Raw genomic sequence first — 18259 nt, forward strand, 5'->3', positions numbered from 1 at the left:
GGCCGGCAACCGAATTTTGCACCCGCCTTCAGGTCATTCAGGCCCTTCGAGTCCGCCGGGACCGTCCGCCGCCGTCAACGCCGGCACGTCCCAACGGCCGGCGCTTTCTTACCCTCGTGGACCGGGTTTGGATACGGTGACGGGGTGTCTGCCACAAACGAACATGCCCAGCGGATCATCGCGGACCGCTACTTGCTGGGTGCCCGTATCGGCAGGGGCGGCATGGGCACCGTCTGGCGCGGGACGGACCGGCTGCTACAGCGCACCGTCGCGGTCAAGGAGGTCTCCCTCCAGTCCACCGGCGAGGAAGGCGCCGTACGGCAGCGGCGGGCCGTGCGGGAGGCCCGGGCCATCGCCCAGATCTCCCACAACAACGTGGTGGACATTCACGACCTCGTCCAAGAGGACGACCGCCTGTGGCTGGTGATGGAACTGGTCGACGGCCCCTCCCTGGCGGAGCACGTCGCGGCCGCCGGCCCGGTGACGCCGGCCCGCGCGGCCGAGATCGGGCTCCAGGTGGCCGCCGCGCTGGACGCGGTGCACGCCGTCGGCGTGCTGCACCGCGACGTCAAGCCGGCCAACATCCTGCTGCGCGCCGACGGCAGCGCCGTCCTCTGCGACTTCGGGATCGCCGCGCTGGCGGGCACGGAGTCCCTCACCGCGTCCGGCCGGGTGATCGGCTCGCTGCCGTTCCTCGCCCCGGAGCGCCTCAAGGACGGGCCCGTCGGGCCGGCGAGCGACCTGTTCTCCCTGGGCTGCACCCTGTGCGCGCTGCTGACGGGCCGGTCGCCGTTCACCCGCCCGGAAGCCGTCGGCGTACTGCACGCCGTCGCGCACGAGCGGCCGGAGCTCCCGCCGAACGCGGGGCCGCTGCGGAACCTGCTCGGCGCCCTGCTGCACAAGGACCCCGCCCAGCGGCCGTCCTCCGCCGAAGTCGCCCACGCGCTACGGGCCGTGGCGGCCGACGGCGCGGGCCGGACCGCCGTGGAGCCCCTGCGCCGTCGGCCCGCCCTGCGCCGCGTCGCCCTGCCGGCCGCCCTCCTCCTCGTCGCCGCGGGCATCGCGGGAGTCCTGGTGGACCGTTTCGGCGACGACGATTCCTCGTCCGGGGCGCAGGACGCGAAGCCGCCCGCCGGAACGCAGGCGTCCAAGTCGGCTCCCCCCGTGTCCTCGGGGCCCCCGACCCGGGTCGACGCGGCGCTGACCTACCCGTCCAACCCGGCCACCGGCGGTCCTGCGATCCGGTGGCTGTTCTCCGACGACGACCACGTCGAGATCGACAAACCCGGCAAGGACGGCCCGTTCAGCGGGAATCTGACCGAGGCGTTGCCGACCGGGGACTACTGGGTCGCCTTCGAGAACCTGCCGGGCTTCCGCGACCGCATCGACGCGGTGCTCCCGGTCCCGAAGCTCAAGGACGAGTACTGGGTGTTCTCCGGTGCCGAGTACGTCCGGATCCGCATCGACGCGGAGCTCAACGACGAATTGCTGGAGGGACCGAAGCCGCTCAAGGACTGGTCGAAGGCGTTCGGCGACCAGGACGACTTCCTCGACGGCATCGACTCCGTGATGCCCACCCCCGACGACCCCAGCCAGTTCTGGGTGTTCGCCGGGGACCGCTACATCCGCGCGGAGCTGAACAAGAGCGAGGCGGGCGGCGAACTGGTCCAGGGCCCGTCGTCGCTCGGCGAATGGCAGACCTTCGCCGAGCACGAGGACTTCTCCGGCAAGATCAACGCGGTGGTCGACATCCCGGACGAGACCAACGAGTACTGGGTGCTGTCCGAGGCCCGCTACATGAGGATCCGGGTGGCCAACGACAACGACCGCTACGCCGACACGGTCGTGGAGCCGCCCAAACCGCTCCCGAACTGGGACAACCTGGGCTGATCGGGGCCACGGGCCGGCCGCTCGGTCGGGGGCGCCCTACACCCCCAGTTCCACGACGTGCGCGACCACGCAACTGACGTTGTCGGGGCCGCCGCAGCCGTTCGCGAGCGCGACGAGTTCGCGGACCGCCCGCTCGGGGGTGCCGACCTCGGAGAGCACCCGGTGGATCTCGTCGCCCGGCACGACGGTCGTCAGCCCGTCGGAGCAGAGCAGATAGCGGTCGCCCCGGCGGACGTCGTGCAGGCGCAGGTCGGGGGTGGAGTCGGTCCCCCGGCCCAGCGCCCGGGCCAGCAGGGACCGTTGGGGGTGGGACGCGGCCTCCGCCGGGCTGATGCGGCCTTCGTCGATCAACGACTGCACCAGGGTGTGGTCGTGGGTGATCTGGAACAGCTCCCCGTCGCGCAGGAGATGGACGCGGGAGTCGCCGATGTGGACGAGGGCGAGTTGGGAGCCGGTCCAGAACATCGCGGTGAGCGTGGTGCCGGCCTCGTCGGTGACGTCCGCGGCGCCGACGACGCCGTCCACGGCCTGCCTGGCCTCCTCCACGACGTCCGAGAGCAGGTTGAGGAGGTCACCCGTCGGCACCCCGTCGGATTCGAGACGCTTGAACGCGTCGACGGCGGCGGCGCTCGCGGGGGCTCCTTCGCTGCCGTATCCGTCGGCGACCGCGAACAGCCGGGAGCCGGCGTAGGCGGTGTCCAGATTGCTCTCGCGGACCAGGCCGGTGTCGGAGAGGGCGGCATAGCGGAGGCCCAGGGGCGTGGCGGTCGATGACATGGTGGGGTCCTTCCACGACAGATGTCCCACGAGGAAGGCGGCGAGGTCGCGCCGCGCGGCGGTCTCCGCCTCGACCTGCTCCCAGTACGCGCGCACCTCCCGCGCCGCCTGCCCCGCCTCCAGCGTGCAGACGTGTTGGATGCGGGCCAGCGGCATCCCGAGGTGCCGCAGCCAGCAGACCAGCCGGGCCTGCTCCAACTGCTCCGGGGCGTAGTGGCGGTAACCGGTCACCGGGTCGACGCGCGCGGGGGCCAGCAGACCGAGTTCGTCGTAGAGGCGCAGCGCCTTCGGCGAGAGTCGGGACGCCTTCGCGAACGCCCCGATGGTCAGCAACTCCATGCTCGTCACCTTCCTCGTACCGGGCGGGTCGCCCGGCCCTGTCGATGCTGCGGGCTCCCCCAGGGGGAAGGTCAACCAAGGGCGCTTGCCGTCCTGCCCGGTCAAGTGCGGCTAGTGCGGCTAGTGCGAGGGACGTTGCCCGGGACGCTTCGTCCCGTCCGGAACGCACCGACCGAAGTCGTCCCGCTCTTGCGTGGCCGGGCCCTGGGGGTGTGTTAGGTGGCGGGTGAGTCTTGGGCGGCGAGTTCTTCCGCCAGTTCCATGCAGCGCAGGCGGGCCGGGGAGAAGTCGTAGGGCATCTTGCCGATGGCTTCGAACGCGCTCATGGAGTCGGCCTCCCGCCCGCCGGAGCCGGCGTCCGCCTCCTCATCGGCGGTGGCGGGGTGCAGCGCGTCCCAGGCGTCGAAGAGGGCATCGTCGTCCTCACTCAGGCCGGACTCCTCGATGACGGCGTGCAGGGCGCTTTCGAAGGCATGCCGCTCGGCGGCCACGTGAGCCACTCGCGGATCGTCCACGGCGACGCCGTCGTCGAGTGCCTCCTCGGCGGCATCGATGCGGTCGGAATCCTCCCGCAGAGCGGGGTGCGTGGCCAGCGCGATGAAGCGGCTGGCCTGGACGGCGGCGCCGAGCGGGCCGAAGATCCGCTCGGTGACCAGCAGACTGTCCAGGTCCGCTTGGCGCAGGGAGCCGTCGGGCAGGTTCTTCAGACGCTCGGTGACGAAGTCGGAAAGCAGGCCCATCCGGCTGCCTTCGGCGCGCATCCGCCGCACGGCGGTCCGTTGCCGCCGCAACTCCGCCTCCTGCGCGGCGAGGCTTTCCTCCAGCCGCTCCAAGATGCCCGCGATGCCCTCTCCGCCGTCCGCACCGACGGAGGCCGGGGCGGCGGTGAAGGCGTCACGGATGTCGTCCAGGGCGATCCCCGCGTCGGCCGTCTTGCGGATCCACAGCAAGCGGATCATGTCCTCGTACCCGTACCGGCGCCGGCCGTCGCCGCCCCGCTCGGGCTCGGGGAGCAGGCCGATCTCGTGGTAGTGGCGAATCGCCCGTGGGGTGCTGCCGGCGAAGGCCGCCGCATCGCCGATCTTGACCCGGCGGGGTGGCGTGAAGGGCGAATGCATGAGCAGGGACCTTTCCTCGAATCTGCAAGCGATCAGGACGCAAGTCCACCGGACCACATGCCGCTACGGAAGGTGCAACCCCGCACACCCGCCCCGCCCCGCCCTGGGCACCCGCTCCGCACCAAAGGTGCGGAATGCGCCCTTCCGCCATCATGACCGCGTGCCCGTCGATTCCTGCCGGTGCATCCGCACGGCGGCAAGGGCCGGACGGGGCGCAACGGCGCCGGAAGGTGGTGCCCCGAGTGGCATGGCGCACTTTTGCAAGCACTTGCTTGCAATAGTTAGCAGGCGGGTGCACGATCGGGGCATGGCATCGCTCAACGTCGGCAATCTCGGGGAGTACCTGCGCGAGCAGCGGCGCAACGCCCAGCTCTCGCTGCGGCAGCTCGCCGATGCCGCCGGGGTGTCCAATCCGTATCTGAGTCAGATCGAGCGCGGGTTGCGCAAGCCGAGCGCGGAGGTGTTGCAGCAGGTCGCGAAGGCCCTGCGGATCTCCGCCGAGACGCTTTATGTGCGCGCCGGGATCCTGGACGAGCGGGACCGGGACGAGCTGGAGACCAGGGCGGTCATCATGGCCGACCCCTCCATAAACGAGCGGCAGAAGGCCGTACTGCTCCAGATCTACGAGTCCTTCCGCAAGGAGAACGGGTTCGAGGTCCCGGAGGGCCCGCCTGCCGCCGACCCAGCCGCGACGGACACCACCACCGACTGAACGCGTCCGGGAGGACCACCACATGTCCATCACCGATGACCTGCGCGAACTGCGCAAGAACCTCAGCGACCCCACGCCCCTCTACTTCGCCGCCGGCACCGCCGACCTCGCCGTGCAGCAGGCCCGCAAGGTGCCCGCGCTGCTGGAGCAGATCGCGGCCGACGCGCCGGAGCACTTCGAGGGGCTGCGCAACGACCTGAACGACCTGCGCAACACCGACCCCAAGGTCGTCCAGGACAAGGTGGCCGACCAGGCCAAGGAGGCCCAGGCCACGGTCTCGGCGAAGTTCACCAAGGTGATCGGCGGGTTCGACACCGACCTGAAGAAGCTCGGGGAGACCGCGCAGGACCTGGCGCTGCGCGGGGTCGGCGTCGCCGCGGAGTACGCGGTGAAGGCCCGCGAGACGTACGAGCGGGTCGCCGAGCACGGCGAGCAGACCGTACGGAACTGGCGCGGCGAGGCCGCCGAGGAGATCACCGAGATCGCGGTCGCCGTCGAGCCCGAGCCGGTCGCCAGGCCGAAGGCCCAGCCGCGGACCCAGCCCGCCGGCACCGACGCGAAGGCCGGGCCCAGGACCGCCGCGCCGAAGACCGCGACGCCGAAGCCCGCGACCAAGGCGGAGCCGAAGGCCGACGCCAAGGTCCAGGCGGAGAGCAAGGCCGCGCCCAAGCCGGCCGCGCGGAAGACCGCCCCGGCGCCGCGTCGGGCGCCCGCCGCGCGCAAGCCCCCGGCGGCGAAGAAGACCACTCCGCCCGCCAAGGAGAAGTGAGGCCGCGGGGCGGCAGCGGTGTAGTCAGGAGCGGACCGGGCACCTTTGAGGCGTCCGGTTCGTTCTCCGTTCGCGCCAGGTACCGTTGCTGGCGAGGGCGCTCCCATCCACAGACCTAGGCGGTGCCACCAGCATGTTGCGCGAAGGCTTCGAGACCTCCCTTTCGTATTTCCTGTTCCTGCTCTTCACGGGTACGTCCGTGGTCGCGCTCATCATGGCCGCCCTGGCCCGAGAGGACGCCTACCGGGCGGCCGACAAGAAGACCAAGCCGTTCTGGCTGATCATCCTCGGTGTCACCGTCCTGGTGAACCTGTTGATTCCGATCCTCTTCCTGTCGATCATCGGCCTGATCGCCACGATCGTCTTCTTCGTGGACGTGCGGCCGGCGCTCCGGCAGGTCACGGGCGGCGGCAAGCGCCGCGGCGGCTCCAGCAGCGACGGTCCGTACGGGCCGTACAACGGCGGTAGGTAGCGGCCCCGGGGCCTCGCGGCCCCGGTCGTCCGCCCCCCGTACCTGCGTCTTTGAGCACCTGCGCCTCTGCGTCGCCGTGCCCGCTCAGCCCCTGCTCAGCAGCAGGACCGCCATGTCGTCGGTCAGCTCGCCGCCGTTCAGCTTGCGCACCCGGGCCACCGCCGACTCCAGCAGCGCCTCACCCTCCAGCCCCGCGGAGAGCTGCCGGGTGACCATCCGCTGAAGGCCCTCCTGGCCCAGCCGCTCCTTCTCACCCGGTCCCGTACGGCCCTCGATCAGCCCGTCCGTGTACATCATCAGCGACCACGCACTGCCCAGCTCGACCTGGCGGCGCGGCCAGCGGGCCCGCGGCAGCAGCCCGAGCGCCGGGCTTCCGCTCTGGTACGGCAGGAGCTGCGTCGCCCGGTCGCCGCGGATGAGCAGCGGCGCCGGGTGGCCCGCGAGGCACACCCCGGCGCGGCGCCCGTCCGGTGCGATGTCGACGGTGCAGAGCGTCGCGAAGATCTCCTCGCTCTCCCGCTCGTGCTCCAGCACCCGCTGGAGGGTGGAGAGCAACTCGTCGCCGCAGAGCCCGGCGAAGGTCAGCGCCCGCCAGGCGATCCGCAGCTCCACGCCGAGCGCGGCCTCGTCGGGGCCGTGGCCGCAGACGTCGCCGATCATCGCGTGGACCGTGCCGTCGGGGGTGCGGACGGTGTCGTAGAAGTCGCCGCCGAGCAGCGCGCGGGAGCGGCCGGGGCGGTAGCGGGCGGCGAAGCGCAGGTCCGCCCCCTCCAGGAGGGGGGTGGGCAGCAGTCCGCGCTCCAGCCGGGAGTTCTCCTCGGCCCGTAGCCGGGACTCGGCGAGCTTCATCTGCGCGGTGTCGGCGCGCTTGCGCTCCACGGCGTAGCGGACCGTACGGCTCAGCAGCCGCCCGTCCAGCTCGTCCCGGAAGAGGTGGTCCTGTGCTCCCAGCCGTACGGCCTCGGCGGCGCGGGGCGCGTCGGCGGAGGTGGTCAGCGCGAGGACGGCCTGTCGGGACGCGATCCGCAGCACGCGCCGGAGCGGGCCGAGCCCGTCGTCCCCGTCCTGGTCGCCGGACCCCGATCCGGAACCCGTGGGCAGCGCGAGGTCGAGCAGCACGCAGTGCACGTCGTCGGTGAGGAGTCGCTCGGCCTCGGTGAGGTTGCGGGCGGTGCGGATGCGCACCCGTGTGGCGGTGCCGCCCGCGGTCTCGGTCAGCTCGGGGACGGTGAAGGTGCCCGTGGGGTCGTCCTCGATCACGAGGAGCGTGAGGTCTCCGTCGGAGAGCCCGCTGCTGGCGGGCGCGTCCGGCGCGCCGCCGGCGGGCGCCGCGGCGGCGCTGTTCTCCGAGACGGAGGCGTTCCTCTGTCGCGGTACGGGTACGGACATGGGTCGGTTTCCTTTCCCTCCCCCGAGGGCGCGACGGGGGCGCCGATCGCCGACCCGCCAGACGGGGACCATAGCGTTAGCCGTGGCGGGAGCGGAATGGCAATCGGGGCGTCGTGGGCCCCATTGGCCCGGTACGGGACGGCAGTTGACCGTCCGGCCATGACGAACATCACGCCGTCGCCACGGAGGGTGATCCACCGCCACGCCCCGCGATATCCACGGCCCGGACGGCACCCTCTACGACGTCGTGCAACACCGCACGATGCGCGGGCGGCGTCGTACGCCGTCGGGGCGCGACGGACCGACCTGTGCCGACCCGCACCGACCCGGCGCGCCGGGCAGCCCCCGGCCCGACGCCGATGGCCGCCCGCCCTGCGCCCAGGGCAGCCCCGGCCCGTAGCCGCGCCCCGCCCCGCCCCGCCCTACGTGCTGGCACCTTCGACCCCTGCGCCCACCAACCGCCGCCAGCAACCACGCGCCCGGTCGTCAGGCGTCAGGCGGCAGGCGTCAGACGGCTCGCCCCGCTCCGTCAGCCACCCGGGCGGACCACGCCGAGGATCTTGTTCGCGCCCGCGCCGGTGATCGTCACCGTGCGGCCGGGGCGGGGGGAGTGCACTATCGCGCCGTCGCCCACGTACATCCCCACGTGGCTCGCGTCCGCGTGGTAAATGATCAGGTCACCCGGTCGCATGTCCTTGATGTCCACCTTGGGGAGCTGGCGCCACTGCTCCTGCGAGGTGCGCGGCACGGTGATCCCGGCCGCCTCCCACGCCTTCGACGTCAGCCCCGAGCAGTCGTACGACCCCGGGCCCTCCGCGCCCCACTCGTACGGCTTGCCCAACTGCGCGGTGGCGAACGCGACCGCCTTCTTGCCCTGCTCCGTGGCGGCGCCCTCCGCGCCCTTGGCCCCCTTGAGGGCGCCGGAGGCGAGCCAGGAAGCCTGGGCGCGCTGCGCCGCCTCCCGTTCGAGGACGAGCAGGCGCTCCTTCTCCTCCTTCTTCAGTCGGGCCTCGATCTTCTCCGCCGCGGAGATCTTCGCGGCTATCTCCTTGCGGGCCTTGGCCTGCTTGAGCCGGTTCTCCTCCAGCTTCCGCCACTGGGTGCTGGCGTCCCGCGCGTAGGAGTCCAGCTCCTGCTGGGTCTGTTCCATCTCCCGCAGCAGGTCCTTCGTCGCCTTCTGGCCCTGCCGGAACCTGTTCGCGCCGTCGAGGAAGAGCTGGGGGTCGTTGGTGAGCAGCAGTTGAGCTTCGGGGGGCAGCCCGCCGCCCCGGTACTGCGCGCGGGCGGTGGCGCCGGCCCGCTGCTTGAGGTCGTCGATGCGGTCCTGCGCCTTCGCGGCCTCCTGGCCGAGCTCGACGATCTCGGTCGACTGGCGCTGCACCTGGTCCTCGGCGAGGTTGTACGCGTCCGTCGCTGAGACCGCCTGGTGATACAGGCCCTCTATCTCCAGCCGGATCTGCTCCAGGGTCTGCTGCGGTCGGGCGCCGCCCGGCGGCCCCGGTGGCACGGGCTCGGCGGGCGCGGTCAACGCAGCCGGCACCATCGGTGCAGCCGGCGCGGCTGGCGCCGCGAAGGCCGTCCCCGGCGCGGCCAGCGCGGTCACGGCGCAGACCAGAGCGATCGCCGCGGCGACACAGTGACGTCGTCGCTCCACGATTCCCCCTCCTCCAGCTCCCCAGAAAACTGATTTACCGTCAGTAACTTCTCGCTGCTGTGGCGATGGTGCCACGGGGGACGTCAAAGCGACAGGGTCGTACGGGAGATCGCCCGCGCGGCCCCAGGCCGGCTAGCGCCGCCCCTCGCCGCCCCCGTACCGCCCCCTGGACCTCGTACGCCTCCCCGCACCCCTCGCCCTCCACCCTCAGTGACGAACGATTGGCACTCCGCGTTCCCATCGCACGTACGTTCACTCTTGTGAGGGGCGCACGCCGGAGCCGTACGGGGCGCACCGGGCCTCAAACGCCGGTGTCGGCTCCCTTGGGCGCGAGTTCCCCGGGCGCCAGCGCCGCCCAGGCCACCGTGACCTCGCCCTGCCGCCAGCGCCGCCGGTCGTCCACCACCGGCCAGTCCCGCGCCAACTCCCGCACCGCCGCGATCCACCGCTGCCGCGCACCCAGCGAGGCGTACGGCGCTGCGGACGCCCACGCGCGGTCGAAGTCCCGGAGGAAGGCGTGCACCGGCTCGCCCGGCACATTGCGGTGGATGAGCGCCTTCGGGAGGCGTTCCGCCAGGTCGGAGGGGCGGTCCAGGGAGCCGAGCCGGGTTGCGAAGGTGACCGTGCGCGGGCCGTGCGGCCCGAGCGCGACCCAGACGTGCCGCCGCCCGACCTCGTCGCACGTCCCCTCGACCAGCAGCCCGTCCGGCGCGAGCCGTCCGCACAGCCGCGCCCACACGGCCGCGACCTCGTCCTCCTCGTACTGGCGCAAAACGTTCGCGGCCCGGATCAGCGTCGGCGCCGTGTCGACGGGCACCTCGAAGCCGCCGTGCCGGAAGGTCAGCCCGTCCTCTTCATAAGGGCCCGCCGCCACGACCCGCGCCGGGTCGATCTCGATGCCGACGACCTCGCAGCGCGGATCGGCGCCGGCGCGCAGCCGTCGCAGCAGTTCGACGGCGGTCCAGGGCGCCGCGCCGTATCCGAGGTCCACCGCCAGGGGGCGCGCGGCGGCGCGCAGCGCGCGCCCGTGGACGGCCGCGATCCAGCGGTCCATCCGGCGCAGCCGGTTCGGATTCGTCGTCCCGCGGGTGGCGGTGCCGACGGGACGGGAGCTCATGCATCGAGGGTAAGCGCGCCCGGCGCCGCCCCGGCCCGGCGTCGTCCTGCCTGCCGGTGCCGCCCCGGCCCGGAGCCGTCCCGCCCGCCGGTGCCGCCCCTGCCCGGAGCGGTCCCGCCCGCCAGAGCCTTCCGCGCCCCGCCCCGCCCGGCCTGCTGGAATTGCCCCCACCCGGCGTCGTCCCGCCCGTCGGCCCCGCATGGTCCCGTGTGCCTCGCAGCCCCCGTACCAGCGACTTCGGCGCCAAGCGGCGGTACCCGACCGTGCCCGCCCGGTCACGATTTGGCAAAGTGGCGTGCGGGGGGAAATGGAGGGGCCCGATCCACTGTTGTGCCGTGGCGGAGGACCGAGCGCGTCCGCCGTTCGCCATGCCCGGAACGAGGAGGGTCTTCGCGTGAGCCAGTACGTCTCCCGCATCTCCACCGGTCTGGCCCCACGACTCAGACTGCCCGGCACGCACCGCAGACCGCGCCGCGTCGCCATGCTCAGCGTCCACACCTCGCCGCTCCACCAGCCCGGCACCGGCGACGCGGGCGGGATGAACGTCTACATCGTCGAGCTGGCCAAACGGCTCGCGGCGATCAACATCGAGGTCGAGATCTTCACCCGGGCCACCGCCGGCGGACTGCCCGACTCCGTCGAGCTGGCGCCGGGCGTCCTCGTGCGCCACGTGGACGCCGGCCCGTACGAAGGGCTCGCCAAGGAGGACCTGCCCGGCCAGCTCTGCGCCTTCACGCACGGCGTGATGCGGGCGTGGGCCCGTCAGCGCCCCGGCCACTACGACCTCGTCCACTCCCACTACTGGCTCTCGGGCCACGTCGGCTGGCTCGCCGCCGAGCGTTGGCGCGTCCCCCTCGTGCACGCGATGCACACCATGGCGAAGGTGAAGAACGCCGCGCTCGCCGAGGGAGACACGCCCGAGCCGTCGTCGCGGGTCATCGGCGAGACCCAGATCGTGAACGCCGCCGACCGGCTGATCGCGAACACGCGCGAGGAAGCGGGGGAGTTGGTCCGCTTCTACGACGCCGATCCGGACAAGGTCGCCGTCGTCTACCCGGGGGTGAACCTGGACCGGTTCCGCCCCACGGCCGCCGCATCGACCGGCACCGCCGCGACGGCCGACGGACCGGCGTCCGCCGTCGCCGACGCCGTCGCAGCCCGCGACCGCCTCGGCGTCCCCCGTGACGCCTTCGTCCCCCTCTTCGCCGGCCGCATCCAGCCCCTCAAGGCCCCCGACGTCCTCCTGCGCGCCGTGGCGATCCTGCTGGAGCGCGCCCCCGCCCTCCGCTCGCGGCTGTACGTCCCCGTCGTCGGCGGCCCCAGCGGCAGCGGACTCGCCAAGCCCGAAGGGTTGCAGAAGCTGGCGTCCTGCCTCGGCCTCGCCGACGTCGTCCACTTCCACCCGCCCGTCGGTCAGGACCTGCTCGCCGACTGGTTCCGCGCCGCGTCGGTGCTCGTCATGCCCTCGTACAGCGAATCCTTCGGCCTCGTCGCCATCGAGGCGCAGGCCACCGGCACCCCGGTGGTGGCCGCGGCCGTCGGCGGACTGCCCGTGGCCGTCCAGCACGACCGCACCGGCTACCTGGTCCAGGGCCACGACCCCGCCGACTACGCGGACGCGCTCCAGCGGCTGCTGGACGATCCCGCGCTGGCCGCCCGGATGGGCGCCGCGGCGGCCCGGCACGCCGAATCCTTCGGCTGGGACGCGTCCGCGGCGGCCACGGCGGACGTGTACGCGTCGGCCATGGCCGATCACCGCCGACGGGTACGCTCGCACCATGTCTGACGTACGCGAGCCCACCCCCGCCGCCGTCATCGAACAGACGCTGCGCGGCGCCGACCTGGAGTGGGAGAGCCCGGAGCCCGGCTCGTACGTCGTGACGCTCCCGGGCACCCGCAAGCTCGCCACCACGGTCGCGCTGCGCATCGGCGAGCACTCCCTCTCCGTGAACGCCTTCGTGATCCGCCACCCCGACGAGAACGCCGCCGCCGTGCACCGCTGGCTGCTGGAGCGGAACCTGAAGCTGTACGGGGTGAGTTACGCGATCGACCCGCTCGGCGACGTCTACCTCACCGGCCGGCTGCCGCTGGCCGTGATCACGCCGGAGGAACTGGACCGGCTGCTCGGGTCGGTCCTGGAGGCGTCGGACGGGGCGTTCAACACCCTGCTGGAGCTCGGCTTCGCCAGTGCGATCCGCAAGGAGTACGAGTGGCGGGTGTCGCGCGGTGAGTCGACGCGCAACCTCGACGCGTTCACCCACCTGACCGAACGTCCCTGACGACACAGACCCCTTCCCGTGACCCCTTCCGCGTCAGTGGCTGTGGTGGCATGCTCACGACTGACGTCAACATGAACTGCGTTCACATCCGTGGAAAGACGGAAGGGCGGGCGGGCTCATGGACACCACCCCCGGCACCCCCCCCGGGCATCGGTAGACGTACGGTCCGCGGCGCGGCGACGGCCGTAGCGGCTGCGGCGGCCACGGGCGCAGGGCCGGCCGCCGCTCTCGCGCACCAGGAGTCCCCCCTGTGGCGGGAGTTCCAGCGCAACCCCTACGACCACCCCCCCAGATCCCTTACATCGGCCGGGCCGGCAGCCGCGGCGCCCGCCGCGTCCCCGCCCGGCACCCAACTCCACGGCATCAACGTGGAGGGCCTGTCCAGCCACGACGTCTGGTCCCGCGGCCTGATGGGAACGGGCACCTCTGACCCCCACCGCGGCATGCCCTTCGCCAACGTCCGCACCGAGATCACCGTCTCTCCCGCGTCCGCGAGTTCGACCAGATCGACGCCCCCTCCACACCCGCCTGGAGTCCTGCGGCACCCCCGACGCGATCCACCCCCGCAACCTCCACCAGGCCCAACGGGCGCTGTGACACCTCCCCTTCTCCGGGCGGACCTTGAGCCCCCGGAGAGGGGGTGAAACACCTGGTCAGCCCACCTCCACCAGCCCGAGCTTGACCAACCGCGACCGAATGCCCCCAGACCTGCGCCCAAACCGCTCCCCGAGCACGGCGACATCGCGCTCCCCTTGCCGGTACAACTCGACAAGCCTCGCGTCGTCCTCGGCCGACCACGGCTGCCCCATCTGCGGATACCTCGCCCGCAGCTCCTCGGCGGACTCCTTCCTCCTCCCGGAGTCCCCTTGAGGACAGACGCACTCGACGCCGTCCACCGGGAACTGGCCCACCAGGCTCCCGCCGAGCCAGAGGAGCACGTGGCCGTCATCAAACGTGAGTCGATCGGCATGCACCGTGACTGCGCGCCGAAGGACATCGCTGTCGTGCGGGTCCTGGCGGTAGTCGGTGAAGGTGAGCCGGAACGCAGTGGACACAGCGGATTCCCCCATGCAGTGGCAGTACCCCGCCTACGGCTGTCAACGCGGTTCTCAGCCCGAGGGTCCACCTCTGAGCGGAATGCCGCCTCCCAGGCGCGGGGTCGACGCCGCGTCCCTGCGGTTCGCGGGGATGCCGCGTCCCTGCGGTTCGCGGAAGGTGTGCCGGGAACACCCCCGCATCTGCGGGGCCAACATGAGGAAGACCGTGCCGACCTCGGTGAGCCACGGAACAACCCCGCACCCGCGTGCCCACGCCGCGGTGGCCCCCGGGATGTGATCGCGCAGACTTGAGGCCCTGCGCGATCACCAGCCGCCGCCGTGGGCCCCTGGGTCGCTACTCGGGTTGAGTGACCGTCAAGGCCCAGCGGACGCTGTCCGTGGACGCGTCGACGCCGATCGTGAAGGACCCCTGCCGCACCACGCCGGCGTCCAGGGTGACCGAGCCCACCCCGGTACGACCCGCGGGGCAGTCCACCGTGAAGCCGGCGACCTGGGTCTGCTGCGACATCGTCACCGCGACCTGCCCGCCGCCCTCACACGCCACGGTCAGCACCGTCGCCAGTCTGTGTGATGCGCCACCGGAGGCGACGCCACCGTCCCCGGTGCGCTCCTCCACCCAGACCAGGCCGTCCGGACCCGGGTGCGGCAGCAGTTCTTGCGCCCCCGCTGCCGCGGCCGGCCCGATCCCGGCACCGACCACGGCGAAGGCCGCGAGTGCCGCTACTGAGACGCTTTTGACTGCGACGCTCTTGCTCACGCTCGCCACATCTACCCCTCCCAGCAACCGTCATGTCCCGCTCAGTATTGGGCGCGGCCGGTGCCGGCGCCTGAGTACGGCTACTCATGGGCGGGTGCTGGCGCCGCGGTCAGCGGGTCACCGGATGGGTCTTGCTGAGCGCTGAGAGGGTGTCCTCGTAGTGGTTGACGTGGAGCACGCCCTCCTGCGGGGAGTACAGCACCCCGTAGAACTCGAACTTCTGGAGGATCGGGTACTGCCGCGTGTCGTCGAGGAGCCCTGGCGTGTCCACGTTGAGCAGTTCCAGCGACCCGTCCGGAAGCCGCTTCTCCTGGTCCTGGAACTCTTTGCTGGGACCGTCGTACGACCACTGCGCCTGGGCGAAACCGGCGCCGACGACGGCGTTGAGGGCTGCGCGGTCGGCGTCACCGCGGTCGTTGGGGGCGCTGAGCGCCACCGCGTGGGGCTTGGGCGACACCCAGCTCACATAGCCGGGCCGGGTCCAGGTCAGGGTGACTTCGCCGTCCTTGTGACCCTGGTTGATCTTCGCCGCCTTCACAAAGCGGATGTAGTGGACCGCCTTTTTGTCCCGCTTGCCGACGTTGAACCGCGCCTCGTGCCGGGAGTTGACGCTTTCGCCTTCGCCGCCCAAGGGGGACGGCCGTCGGCCCGGTGTGCCGAGGTCGACGCTGCCCTCCACCCGTTGCTCGCCCTCGGAGAGCTCCCGGAGCTTGAGCAGGATCTCCGGCGGCAGGGCGAGTCGATCGTCCTCAGCGCCGCGCATGATGGAGCCCGGCCCGCTTCGGGGGCGGGTGCGCATCGGGTGCAGGACGTCGTTCACCAGGCTCTCGTCGGTGATCCGCTGGACGGAGCCGGTCGTTTCGCTCCCCTGCGGTGCCCGCTGCACCGGCTGGTGGTCGTGGCCGCAGCCCGTACCGTGCTCGTGTCGCTGCTCTTCGACGGCCCGGGCCACGGCGGCGTTGCCTGCCGCACGCTGCAGGGCCATCAGGGCTCCGGCCGCGCCGACGTGCGCCGGCTGAGGTTTCGCGCTGTGACGTGCGTTCAGCCCCGCATGGTCCTTGCTGGTCTGCTCTTCGTGCGTGCGCAAGGCTGCTTCCCTCCATGAGGTGGCTTCGCGTCACATCGTCAGGAGCGAGCCCCGTGGTGCGCGAGAGTCACGAGGGCAAGCTTTGAGAGCCACGAGGGCGACTTGGAACCCCGGCGTGCTCACAGGGCGAACCCGAGCCGGCTGAACGCGGCACCCAGTGCGCACACGGCGCCCCAACCGGCCACTGTGTAGGGCCAGGCGATGGCGCCGATCGCGTAGCGGACCACGTATCCGCCGATCAGCCTGCTGCCCGCGGCCGGGTGCCGTGCGTAGAGGAGTACCCCCGCAGGCGCGGGGCCGACCACTTGGAGTCCTTTCGGAGTTCGCGAACGGCGGGAACACCCCCGCACACGCGGGGCCAACGCTTCCCGACGCGGCACTCGGCCACCCCTCGTCGGGGAAGGACCGAGCGGCCTCGCCATCGTTCCCGACGCAGCCCGTCCCCGCCCAGGGGGACCAACAAGCCCCCCACCCGCAGGGAAACCGCAGGTAGGGGGCCAAGGGCGAAGCTACTTCTTCTTGCCCTGGTTCTTCACGGCCTCGATCGCCGCCGCCGCAGCAGTCGGGTCGAGGTACGTGCCGCCCGGGTTCACGGGCTTGAAGTCCGCGTCGAGTTCGTACGCCAGCGGGATGCCGGTGGGGATGTTCAGGCCCGCGATGTCCGCGTCGGAGATGCCGTCGAGGTGCTTGACCAGCGCGCGGAGCGAGTTGCCGTGGGCGGCGATCAGGACCGTGCGGCCGGCGAGGAGGTCCGGGACGATGCCGTCGTACCAGTACGGCAGCATCCGGTCGACGACGTCCTTCAGGCACTCGGTGCGCGGGCGTGCCTCGGAGGGGATCGTGGCGTAGCGCGGGTCGTCGCTCTGGGAGAACTCGGTGCCGTCCTCAAGCGGCGGCGGGGGGGTGTCGTACGAGCGGCGCCAGAGCATGAACTGCTCCTCGCCGAACTCCGCCAGCGTCTGAGCCTTGTCCTTGCCCTGGAGCGCACCGTAGTGGCGCTCGTTCAGGCGCCAGGAGCGGTGGACCGGGATCCAGTGGCGGTCCGCGGACTCCAGGGCGAGCTGGGCGGTGCGGATCGCGCGCTTCTGGAGGGAGGTGTGGAGCACGTCGGGCAGCAGCCCCGCGTCCTTCAGCAGCTCACCGCCGCGGACCGCCTCCTTCTCGCCCTTCTCGGTGAGGTTGACGTCCACCCAGCCGGTGAACAGGTTCTTCGCGTTCCACTCGCTCTCGCCGTGGCGGAGGAGGATCAGCTTGTACGGTGCGTCGGCCATGCGTACGAGCGTAATGGACCCCGTGCCGCGCCTGCCCTCCGGGACGTGCCACGGCGGAGGCCCGGACGTTTGACGGGAGCCGTCAAATGACTGGTCGGCGACCCGCCGCGTATGTAATGTGCAGAGCTGTAAAGCGACACTTACACGGGTGGGGGGACGGATGTCCGTAGTCGGAGGGCGCACCGCGGCGGTCAGACGGGCCGTGCGGGCGGGCGTCTCGGGGATGCCCCGGGACTTCTGGTGGCTGTGGGCGAGCACGCTGGTGAACCGGCTCGGGGCGTTCGTCTCCACGTTCCTGGTGCTGTACCTGACGAACGAGAAGGGGCACTCCGCCGCGTACGCCGGTCTCGTCGTCTCCCTCTACGGACTCGGCGGCATCGTCTCCTCCCTCGCCGGCGGCGTGATGGCCGACCGGCTCGGCCGCCGCCCCACCCTGCTCATCGCGCAGTCGTCGACCGCGGTCTCCGTCGCGGTGCTCGGCTTCGTGCAGCACCCGGTCGCGATCGCCGCCGTCGCGTGCGTCGTGGGCGCGGCGACCACCGCGTCCCGGCCCGCCGTGCAGGCGATGATGGCGGACATCGTGCCGCCCGAGGACCGCGTCCGCGCCTTCGCCCTCAACTACTGGGCCATCAACCTCGGCTTCGCGATCTCCGCCGTCGCGGCCGGCTTCATCGCCGAGTACAGCTACCTCATCGGCTTCCTGGGCGAGGCCGTGATGACGATGGCCTGCGCGATCCTGATCTTCATCAAGCTGCCGGAGTCCCGGCCGGAGCTGACGGCCGACGACGGCGCGGGCGCGGCGGCGGACGCCGAGGTCAGCCTGCGGACCGTGCTGCGCGACGGGCGCTTCATGGGCGTCGTCGGACTGTCGTTCCTGATCGCGCTGGTCTTCATGCAGGGGCACACCGGAGTGCCGCTCGCCATGGGCGCCGACGGGATGTCCCCCGCGGACTTCGGCCTGGTGATGGCGCTCAACGGGCTGCTGATCGTCGTCCTCCAGATCCCCATCACGCACCTGATCGAGCACCGCGACCCGCGCCGGCTGCTGGTCGTCTCCTCCCTGCTCGTCGGGTACGGCTTCGGGCTCACCGCCTTCGCCGGCTCGATCGGCTTCTACGCGCTGACCGTCCTCATCTGGACGCTCGCGGAGATCGTGAACGCGCCCACCCAGACCGGGCTGGTGGTGCGGCTGTCGCCGGTGCACGGCCGCGGGCGCTACCAGGGCGTGTTCAGCGTGACCTGGCCCGTCGCCACCCTGATCGCACCCCTGATGGCCGGCACGATGATCGACCGGCTGGGGGAGCAGTGGCTGTGGGCGACGTGTGCCGTGCTGGGGACCGTCGCGGGGCTGGGGTACTGGCTGCTGATGCGGAACCTGCCGGCAGCCGAGCCCGTACGCGGCAAGGACGACCCTGCACGCGGCAAGGACGACCCCGGACGTAGCAAGGACGAGCCCGTGCCGGCCACCGTACCGGCCCCCGTGCTGGCGGCTCCCGTCCCGGCCGCCGTGGAACCGCAGCCCACCGACGCCGTCATACAGCAGAAGTCGACGGCCTGAGGCGCACACCGA

At 72.0% G+C, this 18259-nt stretch carries 16 protein-coding genes and 2 pseudogenes; 8 read left to right on the forward strand and 10 right to left on the reverse strand.

All coding sequences use genetic code 11. From position 1 onward, the window contains the following. Positions 1–144 precede the first annotated feature (144 nt). Positions 145–1890, forward strand: a complete 1746-nt coding sequence (locus tag ACH4E8_RS06235; protein ID WP_398444899.1) for a serine/threonine-protein kinase — start codon at positions 145–147, stop codon at positions 1888–1890. 36 nt (positions 1891–1926) lie between these two features. On the opposite strand, the gene ACH4E8_RS06240 is transcribed toward ACH4E8_RS06235, so the two are convergent. Together ACH4E8_RS06240 and ACH4E8_RS06245 are read right to left on the reverse strand one after the other, a co-directional pair. Then, entirely contained in the window at positions 1927–3006 is a 1080-nt protein-coding gene (locus ACH4E8_RS06240) for a MerR family transcriptional regulator (protein ID WP_398444901.1), read from the reverse strand. A 215-nt stretch (positions 3007–3221) separates the two neighbouring features. After that, positions 3222–4124 (reverse strand): MerR family transcriptional regulator, encoded by a 903-nt coding sequence (locus ACH4E8_RS06245; protein WP_398444903.1) that lies wholly within the window; start codon positions 4122–4124, stop codon positions 3222–3224. Between the two features lie 307 nt (positions 4125–4431). Here ACH4E8_RS06245 and ACH4E8_RS06250 point away from each other — a divergent pair, with 307 nt between their 5' ends. From ACH4E8_RS06250 to ACH4E8_RS06260, 3 genes are all read left to right on the forward strand, one after another. Further along, positions 4432–4836, forward strand: coding sequence for a helix-turn-helix domain-containing protein (locus ACH4E8_RS06250; protein WP_398444905.1), 405 nt, complete (start codon positions 4432–4434; stop codon positions 4834–4836). A gap of 22 nt (positions 4837–4858) precedes the next feature. Further along, the gene (locus ACH4E8_RS06255) at positions 4859–5605 is read left to right on the forward strand and encodes a hypothetical protein (protein ID WP_398444906.1); all 747 of its coding nucleotides are present in this window, start codon (positions 4859–4861) and stop codon (positions 5603–5605) included. A gap of 133 nt (positions 5606–5738) precedes the next feature. Next, on the forward strand, positions 5739–6077 hold the full coding sequence (locus ACH4E8_RS06260) for a DUF2516 family protein (protein WP_361961911.1): 339 nt from the start codon (positions 5739–5741) through the stop codon (positions 6075–6077). Positions 6078–6161: 84 nt separating this feature from the next. Here the strand turns inward: ACH4E8_RS06260 and ACH4E8_RS06265 are convergent, their stop codons facing one another. From ACH4E8_RS06265 to ACH4E8_RS06275, 3 genes are all read right to left on the reverse strand, one after another. Then, a complete protein-coding gene (locus tag ACH4E8_RS06265; protein WP_398444908.1) occupies positions 6162–7466 on the reverse strand; it encodes a PP2C family protein-serine/threonine phosphatase in 1305 nt (434 codons plus the stop codon). Between the two features lie 529 nt (positions 7467–7995). After that, positions 7996–9120 carry an NlpC/P60 family protein gene (locus ACH4E8_RS06270; protein WP_398444910.1) on the reverse strand — a complete coding sequence of 375 codons (1125 nt, stop codon included), beginning with the start codon at positions 9118–9120 and terminating at the stop codon, positions 7996–7998. A gap of 301 nt (positions 9121–9421) precedes the next feature. After that, on the reverse strand, positions 9422–10237 hold the full coding sequence (locus tag ACH4E8_RS06275; protein ID WP_398444912.1) for a class I SAM-dependent methyltransferase: 816 nt from the start codon (positions 10235–10237) through the stop codon (positions 9422–9424). A gap of 394 nt (positions 10238–10631) precedes the next feature. On the opposite strand from ACH4E8_RS06275, the gene mshA reads away from it, so the two are divergent. The 3 genes and pseudogenes from mshA to ACH4E8_RS06290 all read left to right on the forward strand — a co-directional run. Then, positions 10632–12023 carry a D-inositol-3-phosphate glycosyltransferase gene (mshA, locus tag ACH4E8_RS06280; RefSeq protein ID WP_398444914.1) on the forward strand — a complete coding sequence of 464 codons (1392 nt, stop codon included), beginning with the start codon at positions 10632–10634 and terminating at the stop codon, positions 12021–12023. Continuing rightward, on the forward strand, positions 12016–12516 hold the full coding sequence (locus ACH4E8_RS06285) for a YbjN domain-containing protein (RefSeq protein ID WP_398444916.1): 501 nt from the start codon (positions 12016–12018) through the stop codon (positions 12514–12516). The genes mshA and ACH4E8_RS06285 overlap by 8 nt, the downstream gene beginning before the upstream one ends. Before the next feature lie 335 nt (positions 12517–12851). Continuing rightward, positions 12852–13113, forward strand: a pseudogene (locus tag ACH4E8_RS06290) (hypothetical protein); the annotation flags it as partial. A gap of 56 nt (positions 13114–13169) precedes the next feature. Here the strand turns inward: ACH4E8_RS06290 and ACH4E8_RS06295 are convergent. The 5 genes and pseudogenes from ACH4E8_RS06295 to ACH4E8_RS06315 all read right to left on the reverse strand — a co-directional run bounded on the left by ACH4E8_RS06295 (position 13170) and on the right by ACH4E8_RS06315 (position 16689). Then, positions 13170–13571: a hypothetical protein gene (locus ACH4E8_RS06295; RefSeq protein WP_398444917.1), complete on the reverse strand. Its 402-nt coding sequence runs from the start codon at positions 13569–13571 to the stop codon at positions 13170–13172. 337 nt (positions 13572–13908) lie between these two features. Further along, positions 13909–14331, reverse strand: a complete 423-nt coding sequence (locus ACH4E8_RS06300; protein WP_398444919.1) for a hypothetical protein — start codon at positions 14329–14331, stop codon at positions 13909–13911. 109 nt (positions 14332–14440) lie between these two features. Continuing rightward, positions 14441–15316, reverse strand: coding sequence for a hypothetical protein (locus tag ACH4E8_RS06305; RefSeq protein ID WP_398444921.1), 876 nt, complete (start codon positions 15314–15316; stop codon positions 14441–14443). A gap of 221 nt (positions 15317–15537) precedes the next feature. Continuing rightward, positions 15538–15696, reverse strand: a pseudogene (locus tag ACH4E8_RS06310) (MFS transporter); the annotation flags it as partial. A 231-nt stretch (positions 15697–15927) separates the two neighbouring features. Then, positions 15928–16689 (reverse strand): phosphoglyceromutase, encoded by a 762-nt coding sequence (locus ACH4E8_RS06315; RefSeq protein WP_398444922.1) that lies wholly within the window; start codon positions 16687–16689, stop codon positions 15928–15930. A gap of 160 nt (positions 16690–16849) precedes the next feature. Here ACH4E8_RS06315 and ACH4E8_RS06320 point away from each other — a divergent pair, with 160 nt between their 5' ends. Beyond that, positions 16850–18247: an MDR family MFS transporter gene (locus ACH4E8_RS06320; protein ID WP_398444924.1), complete on the forward strand. Its 1398-nt coding sequence runs from the start codon at positions 16850–16852 to the stop codon at positions 18245–18247. Positions 18248–18259: the final 12 nt, after the last annotated feature.

Source organism: Streptomyces sp. NPDC017979 (assembly GCF_044328175.1).
In the GTDB taxonomy this organism is placed as follows: Bacteria; Actinomycetota; Actinomycetes; order Streptomycetales; family Streptomycetaceae; genus Streptomyces.